Source organism: Pseudomonas sp. Marseille-Q5299, from assembly GCF_943737035.1.
Lineage (GTDB): Bacteria > Pseudomonadota > Gammaproteobacteria > Pseudomonadales > Pseudomonadaceae > Aquipseudomonas > Aquipseudomonas putida_E.
This window is the reverse complement of sequence record NZ_CALSFR010000004.1, coordinates 332,096-344,901: the sequence shown is the minus strand read 5'-3', so window position 1 is coordinate 344,901 and position 12,806 is coordinate 332,096. Positions and strand designations below refer to the sequence as shown.

14 protein-coding genes and 2 tRNA genes are annotated in these 12,806 nt (G+C 63.9%); 4 read left to right on the top strand and 12 right to left on the bottom strand.

The window, feature by feature from the left end; translation table 11 throughout:
* Positions 1–5 precede the first annotated feature (5 nt).
* Positions 6–326, bottom strand: a complete 321-nt coding sequence (locus NGJ21_RS14370) for an I78 family peptidase inhibitor (RefSeq protein WP_174141671.1) — start codon at positions 324–326, stop codon at positions 6–8.
* 285 nt (positions 327–611) lie between these two features.
* Between NGJ21_RS14370 and NGJ21_RS14365 the strand changes: the two genes are divergently transcribed.
* Positions 612–824: a hypothetical protein gene (locus tag NGJ21_RS14365; protein WP_012313859.1), complete on the top strand. Its 213-nt coding sequence runs from the start codon at positions 612–614 to the stop codon at positions 822–824.
* Here NGJ21_RS14365 and NGJ21_RS14360 read toward each other — a convergent pair.
* The 7 genes from NGJ21_RS14360 to NGJ21_RS14330 all read right to left on the bottom strand — a co-directional run bounded on the left by NGJ21_RS14360 (position 796) and on the right by NGJ21_RS14330 (position 7,754).
* The gene (locus NGJ21_RS14360; protein WP_251962232.1) at positions 796–1,803 is read right to left on the bottom strand and encodes a nucleoside hydrolase; all 1,008 of its coding nucleotides are present in this window, start codon (positions 1,801–1,803) and stop codon (positions 796–798) included. The genes NGJ21_RS14365 and NGJ21_RS14360 overlap by 29 nt on opposite strands.
* Before the next feature lie 90 nt (positions 1,804–1,893).
* Positions 1,894–2,292, bottom strand: coding sequence for a D-ribose pyranase (rbsD, locus tag NGJ21_RS14355; protein ID WP_012313857.1), 399 nt, complete (start codon positions 2,290–2,292; stop codon positions 1,894–1,896).
* Positions 2,289–3,197 (bottom strand): ribokinase, encoded by a 909-nt coding sequence (gene rbsK, locus NGJ21_RS14350; protein ID WP_251962231.1) that lies wholly within the window; start codon positions 3,195–3,197, stop codon positions 2,289–2,291. The genes rbsD and rbsK overlap by 4 nt, the downstream gene beginning before the upstream one ends.
* A 9-nt stretch (positions 3,198–3,206) precedes the next feature.
* Positions 3,207–4,229 carry a LacI family DNA-binding transcriptional regulator gene (locus tag NGJ21_RS14345; protein WP_115275255.1) on the bottom strand — a complete coding sequence of 341 codons (1,023 nt, stop codon included), beginning with the start codon at positions 4,227–4,229 and terminating at the stop codon, positions 3,207–3,209.
* A gap of 4 nt (positions 4,230–4,233) precedes the next feature.
* Positions 4,234–5,229 (bottom strand): ABC transporter permease, encoded by a 996-nt coding sequence (locus tag NGJ21_RS14340; protein ID WP_039602921.1) that lies wholly within the window; start codon positions 5,227–5,229, stop codon positions 4,234–4,236.
* Positions 5,226–6,779 (bottom strand): sugar ABC transporter ATP-binding protein, encoded by a 1,554-nt coding sequence (locus NGJ21_RS14335; RefSeq protein ID WP_251962230.1) that lies wholly within the window; start codon positions 6,777–6,779, stop codon positions 5,226–5,228. Before NGJ21_RS14335 ends, NGJ21_RS14340 begins: the two co-directional genes overlap by 4 nt.
* An 18-nt stretch (positions 6,780–6,797) precedes the next feature.
* The gene (locus tag NGJ21_RS14330; RefSeq protein WP_039602923.1) at positions 6,798–7,754 is read right to left on the bottom strand and encodes a sugar ABC transporter substrate-binding protein; all 957 of its coding nucleotides are present in this window, start codon (positions 7,752–7,754) and stop codon (positions 6,798–6,800) included.
* A 341-nt stretch (positions 7,755–8,095) separates the two neighbouring features.
* Here NGJ21_RS14330 and NGJ21_RS14325 point away from each other — a divergent pair, with 341 nt between their 5' ends.
* Positions 8,096–9,184 (top strand): asparaginase, encoded by a 1,089-nt coding sequence (locus tag NGJ21_RS14325; RefSeq protein ID WP_046787182.1) that lies wholly within the window; start codon positions 8,096–8,098, stop codon positions 9,182–9,184.
* A gap of 169 nt (positions 9,185–9,353) precedes the next feature.
* On the top strand, positions 9,354–9,596 hold the full coding sequence (locus NGJ21_RS14320; protein ID WP_039602925.1) for a DUF1654 domain-containing protein: 243 nt from the start codon (positions 9,354–9,356) through the stop codon (positions 9,594–9,596).
* A 13-nt stretch (positions 9,597–9,609) separates the two neighbouring features.
* Here NGJ21_RS14320 and NGJ21_RS14315 read toward each other — a convergent pair whose 3' ends face one another.
* From NGJ21_RS14315 to NGJ21_RS14300, 4 genes are all read right to left on the bottom strand, one after another.
* The gene (locus tag NGJ21_RS14315; protein WP_251962229.1) at positions 9,610–10,035 is read right to left on the bottom strand and encodes a GTP pyrophosphokinase; all 426 of its coding nucleotides are present in this window, start codon (positions 10,033–10,035) and stop codon (positions 9,610–9,612) included.
* A 197-nt stretch (positions 10,036–10,232) separates the two neighbouring features.
* Positions 10,233–10,805: an SPOR domain-containing protein gene (locus NGJ21_RS14310; RefSeq protein ID WP_046787184.1), complete on the bottom strand. Its 573-nt coding sequence runs from the start codon at positions 10,803–10,805 to the stop codon at positions 10,233–10,235.
* 152 nt (positions 10,806–10,957) lie between these two features.
* Positions 10,958–11,034: transfer RNA gene (locus NGJ21_RS14305), tRNA-Val, on the bottom strand.
* Positions 11,035–11,194: 160 nt separating this feature from the next.
* Positions 11,195–11,271 (bottom strand) — tRNA-Val (locus tag NGJ21_RS14300).
* A 201-nt stretch (positions 11,272–11,472) separates the two neighbouring features.
* Here NGJ21_RS14300 and NGJ21_RS14295 point away from each other — a divergent pair.
* Complete coding sequence (locus NGJ21_RS14295) at positions 11,473–12,756, top strand: NAD(P)/FAD-dependent oxidoreductase (RefSeq protein ID WP_012313845.1); 1,284 nt, start codon at positions 11,473–11,475, stop codon at positions 12,754–12,756.
* The last annotated feature ends 50 nt before the right edge of the window (positions 12,757–12,806 follow it).

Below are 12,806 nucleotides of genomic sequence, written 5' to 3'. Positions count from 1 at the left end.
CTGCATCAACCGCAGTTGACGCGGGTCACCTTGCCCTGCTCGTCCACATTCAGGTTGAGGCGCTCGGAGCGGTACTCCAGGGTCACCATGTCATGTGGCTTGAGAATACGGGCAATCTGTGAGCCACTGGCCTTGCGCGCCTGCTCGAGCAGGTCGGCACTGCCTTGCTTGCCAATGGCGAAATCGGCACCGCTGGCCTCGCAGCGCCCGTCGTTGCCTGCAGCTGCAGCCGGGGCGCTGCCGCCGTCAGAGTTGCCACCAGTGCTGCAACCAGCCAGCACAGCAGCGACCAGCAAGGTTGCCAGGGAAGCACGGGTACGGAACATGAATCCTCCTAAATAGATCTGGGAACTGCCTGTTCCGACAGTTCCACCCTGAATTCGTTGCAAAACCGCACAAGTCTGCCCGAACTCACCGCGCATGGCGAAAGGCAATCGTGACCGGATTTTGCACCACGCAGTTGGTTTGCTTGGGCAGGCTTTTTATTCTTAAGTCGAAGAGCCATTGACGCAAAGTGATGATTTACTTTAAGAAGTGCAGGCACAGTGCCTGCTGCGAACACCAGGGTCAGGTGTTCGCCCCTCCGCCACAGGCCCAAACGAGAGCCTTTCATGAGCCACCACAGCATCGACGCCGACATCAAGGTCAAATGGGCGGAGGGCCAGAGCGCCTACAGCCCCAGCACGCCAGAAGAGCTGGTATTGATCGCCCTGGACCTGCTTGTGCGCGACCTGGGCAGCGAGGCGGCGCGCAACTTCATCGACCAGGTGTTCGAGCGCTACGCACCGCACGCCGCTATTGCAATCGAGCCAGGCGCGCGCTGAGCAGGTCGAAAAAGCCCTGGGCATCGCCCTCGCCCACCCACATCACGTTGGCCGGCTGCTTGAGCACGCCGTACCAGTCGGCGACGGTCTGGCCGAAGGTCGGGCCCTCGCGGCTGTCGACGCTCATGTGGATGCGCCGCCCGCCGAACAGCTCGGGCTTGAGCAGATAAGCAATGACACTGGCGTCATGTACCGGGCCGCCGGGCATGCCGTACAAGTCCATGTCGTGCTTGATGTACGCATTGAGGATGTCCACCACGCGCTTGCTGGCCTGGTTGTTCACGGCTGCCAGCTGCTTGAGGCCGGCGTCACTGGTGAGCAGTTTGTGGGTGACGTCCAGTGGCAGGTAGGTCAGTGGCACGCCACTGGCCAGCACCACCTCGGCAGCGTGCGGGTCGGCGTAGAGGTTGAATTCTGCCGCCGGGGTGATGTTGCCGCCGTTGAAGTGGGCGCCGCCCATCACCACCACCTCTTTGATGCCTTTGGCGATGTCCGGGCGCTGGATCAGAGCCAGGGCCAGGTTGGTCTGTGGGCCGAGCATGGCCACGGTGATGCTGCGGGGTTCGGCAGCGCCGAGCGTATCGACCAGGTACTGCACGGCATTGCCCGGGGCCAGGGGCTTTTTCGGTTCATGCACCGGGACACCGGTCAGGCCTTCTTCGCCATGCACTTCGGCAGCGTAGATGGGCGTGCGCACCAGCGGGCGCCCTGCCCCGGCGTACACCGGGATGTCTTCGCGGCCGGCCCACTCGCGGGCCAGGCGGGCGTTGCGCGAGGTTTTGTCGAGGCGCACGTTGCCGGCGACGGTGGTGATGGCGCGGATATTGAGTTCGTCCGGCGAGGCCATGGCCAGGAACAGTGCGACCACATCGTCGGCGCCGGGGTCGGTGTCGATGATCAGGTCGCGGGGTGCGGCCTGGAGCGTGGTGGTGGCGGCTGCGGCCATGAGGGCGAGTCCTTGTAGCAGAGGTTTGAGCATGGGGCACTCCTGTTGCCTTGGTGGTGAAGCGGTCGGGGCCGCTTGGCGGCCCATCGCCGGCAAGCCGCCCCCCACAGACTGGACTGGGAACTAGAAGGTTACGCCAGCTATGAGGGCGATGTTGCTGTAGGGCTGGCACTCGCCGGTACGCACCACGGCGCGCGCACTGCGCGACAACACCTTGAATTGCTCATGGCTCAGCCATTCACGCTTGCCGAGCTTGCCGCGCAGACGCTCGATCTCGACCAGGCCGGGCGGCACGACCTTCTGCATCTCTTCGGCCAGCACATGGCGCTCCACCTGCATCTCGCTGAGCACAGCGCGCAGCACGCTGGCGAAGTCGGGAATGCCCGGCGTCAAGGCCAGGTCGATCAGTTCGACACCCGGCGGCACGGGCAACCCGGCATCGCCGATCACTAGGATATCGCCATGGCCCAGCCCGGCAATGGTGCGCGACAGGGCAATATTGAGCAGCGCGGTCTTTTTCATGGGGCCACCTCCGCCAGGGTCGGGATCGAAGGCTGTGCACCGGCGCGGGTGACGGACAGCGCCGCAGCGCGCTGGCCGAAGGTGATCGCTTCGCCCTCCTCCAGGCCGCGCACCAGCGCGGCTGCAAAACCGCCGACAAAGGTGTCGCCCGCTGCCGTGGTGTCGAGCGCTTTGACCTGCGGCGCCGGGAAGTGCCGGCTGCCATCTCGACTGACCAACACCGCGCCCTGCGCACCAAGGGTGACGATGACCTTGCCGGCGCCCAGTTGCAGTAGGCGCTCGCCGGCACGGCGGGCGCTGGCCAGGTCGTTGACCGGCTCACCGGCCAGCGCCTCGGCCTCGCTTTCATTGGGGATGAGGTAATCGATATGGGCGAACCACTGCGCGGGCAACGGGCCGGTGGCCGGGGCCGGGTTGAGGATCACCGTCTTGCCCAGCTCACGCCCCCTCGCCAAGGCCCAGGCCACGGTGTCGGCAGGCACTTCGAGCTGGCAGATGATCACCTCGGCAGCCTGCAGCAGCGCGTCGAAACGCTGCACGCTTGCCGGGGTAAGCTGGCCGTTGCCGCCGGGGATGATGACGATGCAGTTCTGGCTGGCGGCATCCACGGTAATCAGCGCCACCCCACTGGAGACGCCTGGGCACTCGCTCACCGCCTGGCAATCGATACCCTCCACTTCCAGGGCCTGGCGCAACTGCTGGCCGTAGGCGTCAGCGCCGACGTTGCCGATCATGGCCACGCTTGCGCCCAGGCGTGCTGCGGCCACCGCCTGGTTGGCGCCCTTGCCCCCCGGCACGGTGCAAAAGCTTTCGCCGGCCAATGTTTCGCCTGCACGTGGCAGCCGCTCGGCGCGGGCCACCAGGTCCATGTTGAGGCTACCGACCACCACTACCTTGGCACTCATGGGCATTCCTTAGCGGTAATCATTGAACAGGTCCGGGCGCGGCCCGGTGGACTCGCGCAGCACGATGCGCGGGGCGACGATGCGTTGCTCTGCGCCATCGCGGCGGGGCGTAGCGATACGTGACAGCAACAGCGCCGCTGCACTTTCGCCGAGCTCGCGGATCGACTGGCCGACGGTGGTCAGCGGTGGGTACACGTAGCGGCTCAGCTCGATGTCGTCGAAGCCGATCACCGACAGCTCGCCCGGCACATTGATGTTGCGCTCGGCAGCCGCACGCAGCACGCCGAAGCCGATCATGTCGTTGCCGGCGAAAATCGCCGTGGGCCGCTGGCCGTCGAGCAGCTGCCCGGCCGCCGCATGGCCGCCTGGGCTGGTGAAGTCGCATTGCAGGATGTGCGCCCCCTGCACGGCTACCTGCGCCTCGGCCATGGCGCGGTGGAAGCCGGCCAGGCGCAGCTGGCTGACCCCGGTCGCAGCCGGGCCGCCGATATAGGCGATGTCGCGATGGCCAAGCTCCAGCAGGTGCTGGGTGGCCAGGTACGCGCCCTGCTCGTGGTCGATGCGCACCAGGTCGGCGTCCACGCCTTCCAGCGCGCGGTCGACGATGACCATCGGCGTGCGCACGCAGGCCAAGCTCTGCAGCAGGTCGCTGTCCTCGCCCACCGACGCCACCACCAGGCCGTCGATGCGTTTTTCCAGCAGCACGCGCAGGTAGCTGCGTTGCTTCTGCGGGTTGTCATCGGAGTTGCACAGGATCACGCAATAGCCGTTGCGCTCGCAGGCATCTTCAATGCCGCGCGCCAGCTCGGCGAAGTAAGGGTTGACGCTGTTGGGCACCAGCAACCCGATGGTAGCCGTCGTGCGCGCCTTGAGCGAACGCGCCACGGCGCTGGGCACGTAGTCGAGCTCGACGATGGCCGCTTCGACCTTCAGCCGCACCTGTTCGCTGACCGGGCGGGTCTTGTTCAGTACATGGGACACTGTGGTGTAGGAAATGCCCGCGAGTGCCGCGACGTCTTTGATGGTTGCCATGTTTTCAGTTCCGCCGGCCTGCTCGCCGGCTACGGTAGGTGTCGAGCACCACGGCGATGACGATGACCGCCCCGGTGATGATGCGTTTGGTGGGTTCTGAGGCGCCGATCTGTGCAAGGCCTGCGGCCAGCACCGAGATGATCAACACACCGAAGAAAGTACTGATGACCGAGCCGCGCCCACCCATCAGGCTGGTGCCGCCGATCACCACGGCGGCGATCACCTGCAGCTCCAGGCCGGCGCCGGCATTGGGGTCGGCGGCTTCCAGGCGGGAAATCTGGAACAGCGCGGCCAAGCCTGCCAGCAGGCCCATCAGGGCAAACACCAGCACCTTGTAGGGGCGCGGGTCGATGCCGGCCAGGCGCACGGCCTCTTCGTTGGTGCCGATGCCGATCAGGTGGCGGCCGAACACGGTGCGGGTCAGCACCAGCTGGGCGAGGATGATCACCAGCAAGGCAATGATGAAGGCCGGCGAGATACCGTAGGCGATCGGGTTGGAGAACCAGGCGTAGGCATCGCCGATGTAGGCGGTGCGCGAGTCGGTGAACTGGTAGGCCAGGCCGCGGGCCATTTCCAGCACGCCCAGCGAGACGATGAACGACGGGATGCGCCAGGCCACCGTGACGGCGCCGGTGATGCTACCGGCCAGCGCGGCGACGGCCATGCCGAGCAAGGCGGCCGGCAGCACGCCCCAGCCCCAGCCGAGGATGGCCACGCTGACTGCCGATGCCGCCAGCGCCAGCACCGAACCCACTGACAGGTCGATGCCGCCGATGATCAGCACGAAGGTCATGCCCACGGCCAGCACCATCAGGTCGGGGATCTGGTTGGCGAGGGTGCTGAAGGTGGCGTACGACCAGAAGTGGCTGCTGAGCAACGAGAACAGCACGATCATGGCCAGCAAGGCGCCCGCAAGACCCAGGTAGGTGCCGAGGCCGAAGTAGGTGCCGCTGCGGCGCGCGGGGGCGCCGGCCTGTGTGTCGAGAGGTGTGGTTTTCATGCATCCATCCTGGGCGCTGCGTCGTGCAGCAGGGCGTCACGTTTCTGGTAGCCGGCGAAAGCGGCGGCAAGGAGCTGGTCCTGGCTCCAGTGGTCGCGCTCGAAGGTGTCGATCAGGCGGCCGGCCGACAGCACGGCAATACGGTCGCAGATCAGCATCAGCTCGCGCAGGTCGCTGGACACCACCACCAGGGCCTTGCCCTGGCGTGCCAGCTCGGCCAGCAAGCCATAGATGTCGAACTTGGCGCCCACGTCGATGCCGCGGGTGGGTTCGTCGAACAGCAACACTTGGCAGTCACGCTCCAGCCAGCGGCCGATCACCACCTTTTGCTGGTTGCCACCGGACAGTTCGCCGACCGCCTGGGCGGCATTGGCGCTGCGAATGCGCATGGCATTGATCTGGCGCTCGGCCAGGGCCTTTTCGGCGTCGCCGTCGACCACCCCGGCGCGGGACAGCGCGGCGAGGTTGCCCAAGGCGATGTTGGCGCTGATCGATTGCGTCAGCAGCAGGCCTTCGCCCTTGCGGTCTTCGGTGATCAGGGCGATACCGGCCTTGACCGCCGCCTTGGGCGAGTCGATGTTCACCGCCGTGAGTGGCTGGCCGATTTCGATGCTGCCGCTGTCGGCGCGGTCGGCGCCGAAGATCAGGCGCAGCAGCTCGGTGCGCCCGGCACCAATCAGCCCGGAGATACCGAAGATCTCCCCTGCCCTGACCTGCAGCGACACGTCACGCACCTTGTCGCCGCGGCACAGCCGGTCGACCTTGAGCAACGGCGCGCCGATCTGCCGGCGGCCCAGGTCGATGTGTTCGCCCAGCTCGCGGCCGACCATCAGGTTGACCAGCTCGGCGCTGCTGTAGCGCTGGATCGGCTCGTCGCACACCAGCTTGCCGTCGCGCAGCACCGCAATGCGCTGCGCCACACGCTGGAGTTCTTCAAGGCGGTGGGAGATGTAGACGATGGCCACGCCGCGCTGGCGCAGGCGCTCGATCTGGGTGAACAGCAGCTCCACCTCGCGGGCGGTGAGCATGGCGGTGGGTTCGTCGAAGATCAGCACATGGCAGTCACCGATCAGGTTGCGGGCGATCTCCACCATCTGCTGGTGGCCGATGCCCAGTTCGCCCACCGGGGTGTCCGGGTCGATGGCGTCCAGGCCAACCTGTGCCATGGCGGCCGTGGCCAGTTGGCGCAGGCGCTTCTGGCTGATCCAGCCGAAGCGGCTGGGCAGGTTGTCGAGGAACAGGTTTTCGGCCACGGTCAGGGTCGGCAGCAGGTTGAGCTCCTGCATGACCATGCGCACGCCAAGGCGCTCGGCGGCGCTGCGGCTGCCAGGCGCATAGGCCTGGCCGCGGAAAGTCATATGCCCGGTGGTGGGCGTTTCCAGGCCGCTGATGAGCTTGGACAGGGTGCTCTTGCCAGCGCCGTTCTCGCCGGTCAGGGCCAGCACTTCGCCGGCGCGCAGGGCCAGGCTGACGTCGCCCAGCACCGGTTGCGCGTAGCTCTTGCCCAGGCCGCTGGCAGCGAGCAGCACTTCATTGGCCGTTACAGGCATGGCCATGTCTCCTGGCCGTCAAGGCTTGGTGATGAGTTCGACCGGGGTCTGGATGACGTTGTCGGCGTCCACGTTCGGCTTCTGGCCCTTGAGCATCTGCAATGCCGCCTGAATGCCGTACACCGCCTGCTGGCTGGCCGCCTGGTCGAGGGTGGCAAGCACGCGGCCATCCTTGAGCATGGGCTTGATGGCGTTGATGTTGTCGTAGCCCACCACTTGCACCTGGCCGGTCTTGCCGGCGGCGCGCACGGCCGAGACAGCGCCCAGGGCCATGCTGTCGTTACCGGCCAGCAGCGCCTTGAGGTCGGGGTATTCGTTGAGCATCGCGGCGGCGACAGCGTTGCCTTTGTCGATTTCCCAGTTGCCCGATTGCACCGAGACGATCTTCATCTGCGCCGCCTCCATGGCGTCCTTGAAGCCGGCGGTGCGCTGCTGGGCATTGGTGGTGGTCGGCACGCCTTCGATGATGCCGACCTGGTCACCGGCCTTGAGCTTTTCCTTGGCCAGGTAGTCACCCACCAGACGGGCGCCCTTGCGGTTGTCGGGGCCGACAAAGGGGACGCTGAGGTTCTTGCTCTTGAGTACGTCGGGGTCCAGGCGGTTGTCGATGTTGACCACCGTGATGCCGGCGTCCATGGCCTTCTTGATCACTGGCACCAGGGCTTTGGAGTCGGCCGGTGCGATGACCAGCGCCTTGGCGCCGGTGGCGATCATCTGCTCGACGATGCGGATCTGGTTGCCGGTGTCGGTCTCGTCCTTGATGCCATTGGCCACCAGGTCGAATTCGTTGGCGTGGTCTTTCTGGTAGGCCTTGGCGCCGTCCTCCATGGTGCGGAAGAATTCGTTGGCCAGCGACTTCATCACCAGGGCGACCTTGGGTTTGTCTTCGGCATGGGCGGCGGACAGAGGCAGGGCAAGCGACAGCGATGAAATGACGGCGAGCGCCAGCAGACGACCGGGGAACGGCAGTTTCATGGGAGATGACTCCGAATCTTGTGGTTTTTATCGGATCGCAAACGTTTGCGTTGGCTAACTATGGAAACAGGATGAGGTTTTGTCAAATCCGTTTCGCTGCCGGGGGCTGCGTTGCTTCTGGCGCAGATTATCTTGGATTCTTCCGAAAAACCGAACAGGTTTTCCTATGTTTGTTCGGATTGCCGAATTCGAGGGGCCGCCTGCGCGCTCTTCATGTCAAGCCCGGCCCACAGCCACAGCGGCATACAGGAAATTACAGCGCCCTACCAAGGATGGTACGAAAACTGCCTTGCCCCCTGTGCGACACAGCAAAATCTCCTTTAGGAAGAGAGAACAATAATATGAATGCTGCACTGAAGACCTTCGCACCCAGCGCCCTGGCGTTGCTGCTTATCCTGCCAACCGCTGCTTCGGCGAAAGAAGCCCAAACCCAACAGAAGCTGGCCAACGTGGTCATCCTCGCAACCGGCGGCACCATTGCCGGCGCCGGTGCAAGTGCTGCCAACAGTGCCACGTACCAAGCGGCCAAGCTGGGCATCGACAAGTTGATCGCCGGCGTGCCGGAGCTTGCCGGCATTGCCAACGTGCGCGGCGAGCAAGTGATGCAGATCGCCTCCGAAAGCATCAGCAATGACGACCTGCTCAAGCTGGGCAAGCGCGTCGCCGAACTTGCCGAAAGCAAGGACGTCGACGGCATCGTCATCACCCACGGCACCGACACCCTGGAAGAAACCGCCTACTTCCTCAACCTGGTAGAGAAGACCGACAAGCCGATCGTGGTGGTGGGCTCCATGCGCCCGGGCACCGCCATGTCGGCCGATGGCATGCTCAACCTGTACAACGCCGTGGCCGTGGCCAGCGACAAGCAGTCCCGCGGCAAGGGCGTACTGGTGACCATGAACGACGAGATCCAGTCAGGCCGCGACGTGAGCAAGGCGGTCAACATCAAGACCGAAGCGTTCAAGAGCGCCTGGGGCCCGATGGGCATGGTGGTGGAAGGCAAATCGTACTGGTTCCGCCTGCCGGCCAAGCGTCACACCGTCAACTCGGAATTCGACATCAAGCAGATCAGCAGCCTGCCGCAGGTCGACATCGCCTACGGCTATGGCAACGTGACCGACACGGCCTACAAGGCACTGGCACAGAACGGCGCGAAAGCGCTGATTCATGCCGGTACCGGCAACGGTTCGGTGTCGTCGCGCGTGGTGCCGGCACTGCAGGAGCTGCGCAAGGATGGCGTGCAGATCATCCGCTCGTCGCACGTCAACCAGGGCGGTTTCGTGCTGCGCAACGCCGAGCAGCCGGATGACAAGAACGATTGGGTTGTGGCGCACGACCTGAACCCACAGAAGGCGCGGATCCTGGCCATGGTGGCAATGACCAAGACCCAGGACAGCAAAGAGCTGCAGCGGATTTTCTGGGAATACTGATTGCTGCATGACAAGGGGCTGGTGTGCTGGCTACACCGGCCCTTTTTCGCGGTTTAACTCGCCACGGATCGGCCACCCACAGCCCTCCGCTTTTTTACCTTACACGCAGTTGCGAAATACCTGACAGTGAAATACTGTACGCGCATACAGCAAAACAAGGAAAAGCCCCGTGGCCAGTACCGCCCCTGCAACGCCGAGCAGTTATGAACAACTGGGTACGCGTATCCAGAAAATCATCAACAGCCCCATCGCTCAACGTAGCCGCGCCGCCCTGATCTTCCGCCTGGAACAGGAGTCGCCCGACGACTGGGAAACCCTGCTCGAGGAGATCGCCGAGAACGACAACGTCACCCTCGCCCACCGCGACGATGGCGGCGTGCAGATTTTCTGGACGGTGCCGAAGGACGATTGACCGCGCAAGGGGCCTAGGCCAGTGCCTGCAGGTAGGCGCTGGCCCGCCGATAACGGGCCAGCCGTGCCAGGTCGGCCGGGCCTGGGCAGGCGATGCGTGAAAGGTCGCTATTGTCGGCCAGGTCGGCCATTTTGACGGTACGCGCCAGCGGGTCGCAGCCAAGGCGCACGACGAAATCCTCGTAGCTTTCGCCATCACGCCGGCTCAAGGCCAGCAAGGCGGCCAGGATCTTTAGCGTGAAGCCCTCGCGGGCAAGATCGGAAAGTGTCAGCGGCGTGTCTTCGATCACGTCGTGAAGCACGGCGACGATGCGCTGTTCGGGCGTGGACACCTGCATCATCACCCGCAGGGGGTGCAGGATATACGCCGCACCGCCTTTGTCGTATTGCCCTTCATGCGCTCTGGTGGCTACCACGATGGCCCGCTCCAGTGTAGACATGAGGCCCTCCCCGTTTCAGCCGTCTCACAGAGCAAGCATAGACGGGTCGGGTTACAGATGACAGGCGTCTGTTCCGGCGCTTTCACAGCCAGCGGGAAAAGGCGGCTCGCCTCTATGCAGGCACCTCAGTGCATGGCATCGGCTGCGCCGGTGATCGCCGGCAAGCCGACTCCCACACTAGAGGCCATGCTACAAAGTCAGCGCTGCGCACCGTGCTGAATGACAACCGAATCCGTACCCAGCTTGGCCATGACCTCTGCCTTGCGTGCCTCGGCCTCCTCCTTGGTAGGGAACGGCCCCAGCAGCACCACCGGCTTGCCATTGCGGTATTCGACCGAGGACGGGATGCCCTTCTCGATCAGGCGGGCGGTCATGTCGCTCAATGCACCCATGTTGGCGCCCTGGATCACCTCGACATCCCAGCCTTGGGGGGCAGGCTGATCGGCCAAGGCCTCGGCGCGGCGCTGCAACTCGGCGCCCCCGCAGATTTCGCGGATGCGCAGGTTGTTGCCATTGTCGTCGACAATAATGTCGTACTGGCCACCCTCACCCTTGACGGCGACGTAGCTGCGGTAGGCTTCGTACTGCCCGGCATCGTCCTTGCCACGCACCTGACCGCAAATGGTGCCTTTGGTGTCGATCCGCACGTTGCCGAACTTGGCGGTCTTGGGGTTGTGCAGGTGCTCAGCCACCTGCTTGTGCACACCTTCGACCTCGTTCTCACAGCCCACCAGGGCCAGCACTGCCATTACCACTGCCAGTTTGCGCACGCGTGTACCTCCCGTTTCGAAGCGGCGGATTCTAGCATGGCGACCCATGGCACAGACCGCGACCATACGTTACACCTTGCTACATACCGGCCACCCACCGGACGCGCACAATGCAAAAAGGGCGACCCTTTCGGATCGCCCTCTCTGATGTTTGGTAGGCACAATTGGACTCGAACCAACGACCCCCACCATGTCAAGGTGGTGCTCTAACCAACTGAGCTATGTGCCTGTCGTGTGGTGCGCATATTAGTCACCGCATGCGTACCTGTAAAGCGTTTTTTTCAAAAAAATCAAAAACTTTCAGAAGCCTGCCCCACCTGTGGCGCGCGGCCTTCTTTAGAAGCCACAAACAAAAAAGGCGACCCTTTCGGATCGCCCTTTCTGAGATTTGGTAGGCACAATTGGACTCGAACCAACGACCCCCACCATGTCAAGGTGGTGCTCTAACCAACTGAGCTATGTGCCTGTCGTGTGGTGCGCATTCTACGCAATCCAAAACCGCTGTCAACACTTTTTTTCGAGCTAACCTACTGAATCTTAACCTCTTTATAGAGAAGCGCCGGCCAAGGAGCAGTAAAGGATTTTCAACGGACGACTAGCGGGTGTTTATTATTATTGATAGCATCGGTACATTCGTTAAAAATATAAAACACGAGGTTTCTCGAGCATGGCCAATACCCCCTACCCCCAGTCCTACTACGCCGCCTCGGCCAACCCGGTGCCGCCACGTCCGGCGCTGCAGGGTGAGGTGGAAACCGATGTGTGCATCATCGGTGCAGGCTACACCGGCCTGTCCAGCGCCCTGTTCCTGCTGGAAAACGGCTTCAAGGTGAGCATCGTCGAAGCGGCCAAGGTCGGCTTCGGCGCATCGGGCCGCAACGGCGGCCAGATCGTCAACAGCTACAGCCGTGACATCGACGTCATCGAACGCACAGTCGGCCCCAAGCAGGCGCAGCTGCTGGGCCACATGGCCTTCGAAGGCGGCCGCATCATCCGTGAGCGCGTAGCCAAGTACAACATCCAGTGCGACCTGAAGGACGGCGGCGTATTCGCTGCGCTGACCTCCAAGCAGATGGGCCACCTGGAATCGCAAAAGCGCCTGTGGGAACGTTTCGGCCACAATCAGCTGGAGCTGATGGACCAGAAGCGCATCCGTGAAGTAGTCGCCTGCGACAGCTATATCGGCGGCATGCTGGACATGAGCGGCGGCCACATCCACCCGCTGAACCTGGCCCTGGGCGAAGCTGCCGCGGTCGAGTCGCTGGGCGGCATCATTTATGAGCAGACCCCGGCCATCCGCATCGAGCGCGGCGCCAACCCGGTTGTGCACACCCCGCAGGGCAAGGTGCGCGCCAAGTTCATCATCGTCGCCGGCAACGCCTACCTGGGCAACCTGGTGCCGGAACTGGCGGCCAAATCGATGCCATGCGGGACTCAAGTGATCACCACCGAGCCATTGGGCGAGGAACTGGCCCGCACCCTGCTGCCGCAAGACTACTGCGTCGAGGACTGCAACTACCTGCTCGACTACTACCGCCTGACCAGCGACAAGCGCCTGATCTTCGGCGGTGGTGTGGTTTACGGTGCACGCGACCCGGCCAACATCGAAGCGATCATCCGTCCGAAGATGCTCAAGGCCTTCCCGCAGCTCAAGAACGTCAAGATCGACTACGCCTGGACCGGCAACTTCCTGCTGACCCTGTCGCGTCTGCCACAGGTTGGCCGTATCGGCGACAACATCTATTACTCGCAGGGTTGCTCGGGCCACGGCGTCACCTACACCCACCTGGCGGGCAAGGTGCTGGCCGAGGCATTGCGCGGCCAGGCCGAGCGCTTCGACGCGTTCGCCGGCCTGCCGCACTACCCGTTCCCGGGTGGCCAGATGCTGCGCGTACCGTTCAGCGCCCTGGGTGCGTGGTACTACAGCTTGCGCGACCGTCTGGGCTTCTGATGATGTTGCCAGCACTGGCCTGATCGCCTGCTTGCCGCGGATCAGGCCAG

Bases quoted from the DNA above. Each gene is read 5' to 3' on its own strand.
- NGJ21_RS14295 (WP_012313845.1), top strand. From the start codon at position 11,473: ATGGCCAATACCCCCTACCCCCAGTCCTACTACGCCGCCTCGGCCAAC.
- NGJ21_RS14345 (WP_115275255.1), bottom strand. From the start codon at position 4,229: ATGGCAACCATCAAAGACGTCGCGGCACTCGCGGGCATTTCCTACACC.
- NGJ21_RS14335 (WP_251962230.1), bottom strand. From the start codon at position 6,779: ATGCCTGTAACGGCCAATGAAGTGCTGCTCGCTGCCAGCGGCCTGGGC.
- rbsD (WP_012313857.1), bottom strand. From the start codon at position 2,292: ATGAAAAAGACCGCGCTGCTCAATATTGCCCTGTCGCGCACCATTGCC.
- NGJ21_RS14365 (WP_012313859.1), top strand. From the start codon at position 612: ATGAGCCACCACAGCATCGACGCCGACATCAAGGTCAAATGGGCGGAG.
- rbsK (WP_251962231.1), bottom strand. From the start codon at position 3,197: ATGAGTGCCAAGGTAGTGGTGGTCGGTAGCCTCAACATGGACCTGGTG.
- NGJ21_RS14315 (WP_251962229.1), bottom strand. From the start codon at position 10,035: ATGTCTACACTGGAGCGGGCCATCGTGGTAGCCACCAGAGCGCATGAA.
- NGJ21_RS14340 (WP_039602921.1), bottom strand. From the start codon at position 5,229: ATGAAAACCACACCTCTCGACACACAGGCCGGCGCCCCCGCGCGCCGC.
- NGJ21_RS14330 (WP_039602923.1), bottom strand. From the start codon at position 7,754: ATGAAACTGCCGTTCCCCGGTCGTCTGCTGGCGCTCGCCGTCATTTCA.
- NGJ21_RS14325 (WP_046787182.1), top strand. From the start codon at position 8,096: ATGAATGCTGCACTGAAGACCTTCGCACCCAGCGCCCTGGCGTTGCTG.
- NGJ21_RS14370 (WP_174141671.1), bottom strand. From the start codon at position 326: ATGTTCCGTACCCGTGCTTCCCTGGCAACCTTGCTGGTCGCTGCTGTG.
- NGJ21_RS14360 (WP_251962232.1), bottom strand. From the start codon at position 1,803: ATGCTCAAACCTCTGCTACAAGGACTCGCCCTCATGGCCGCAGCCGCC.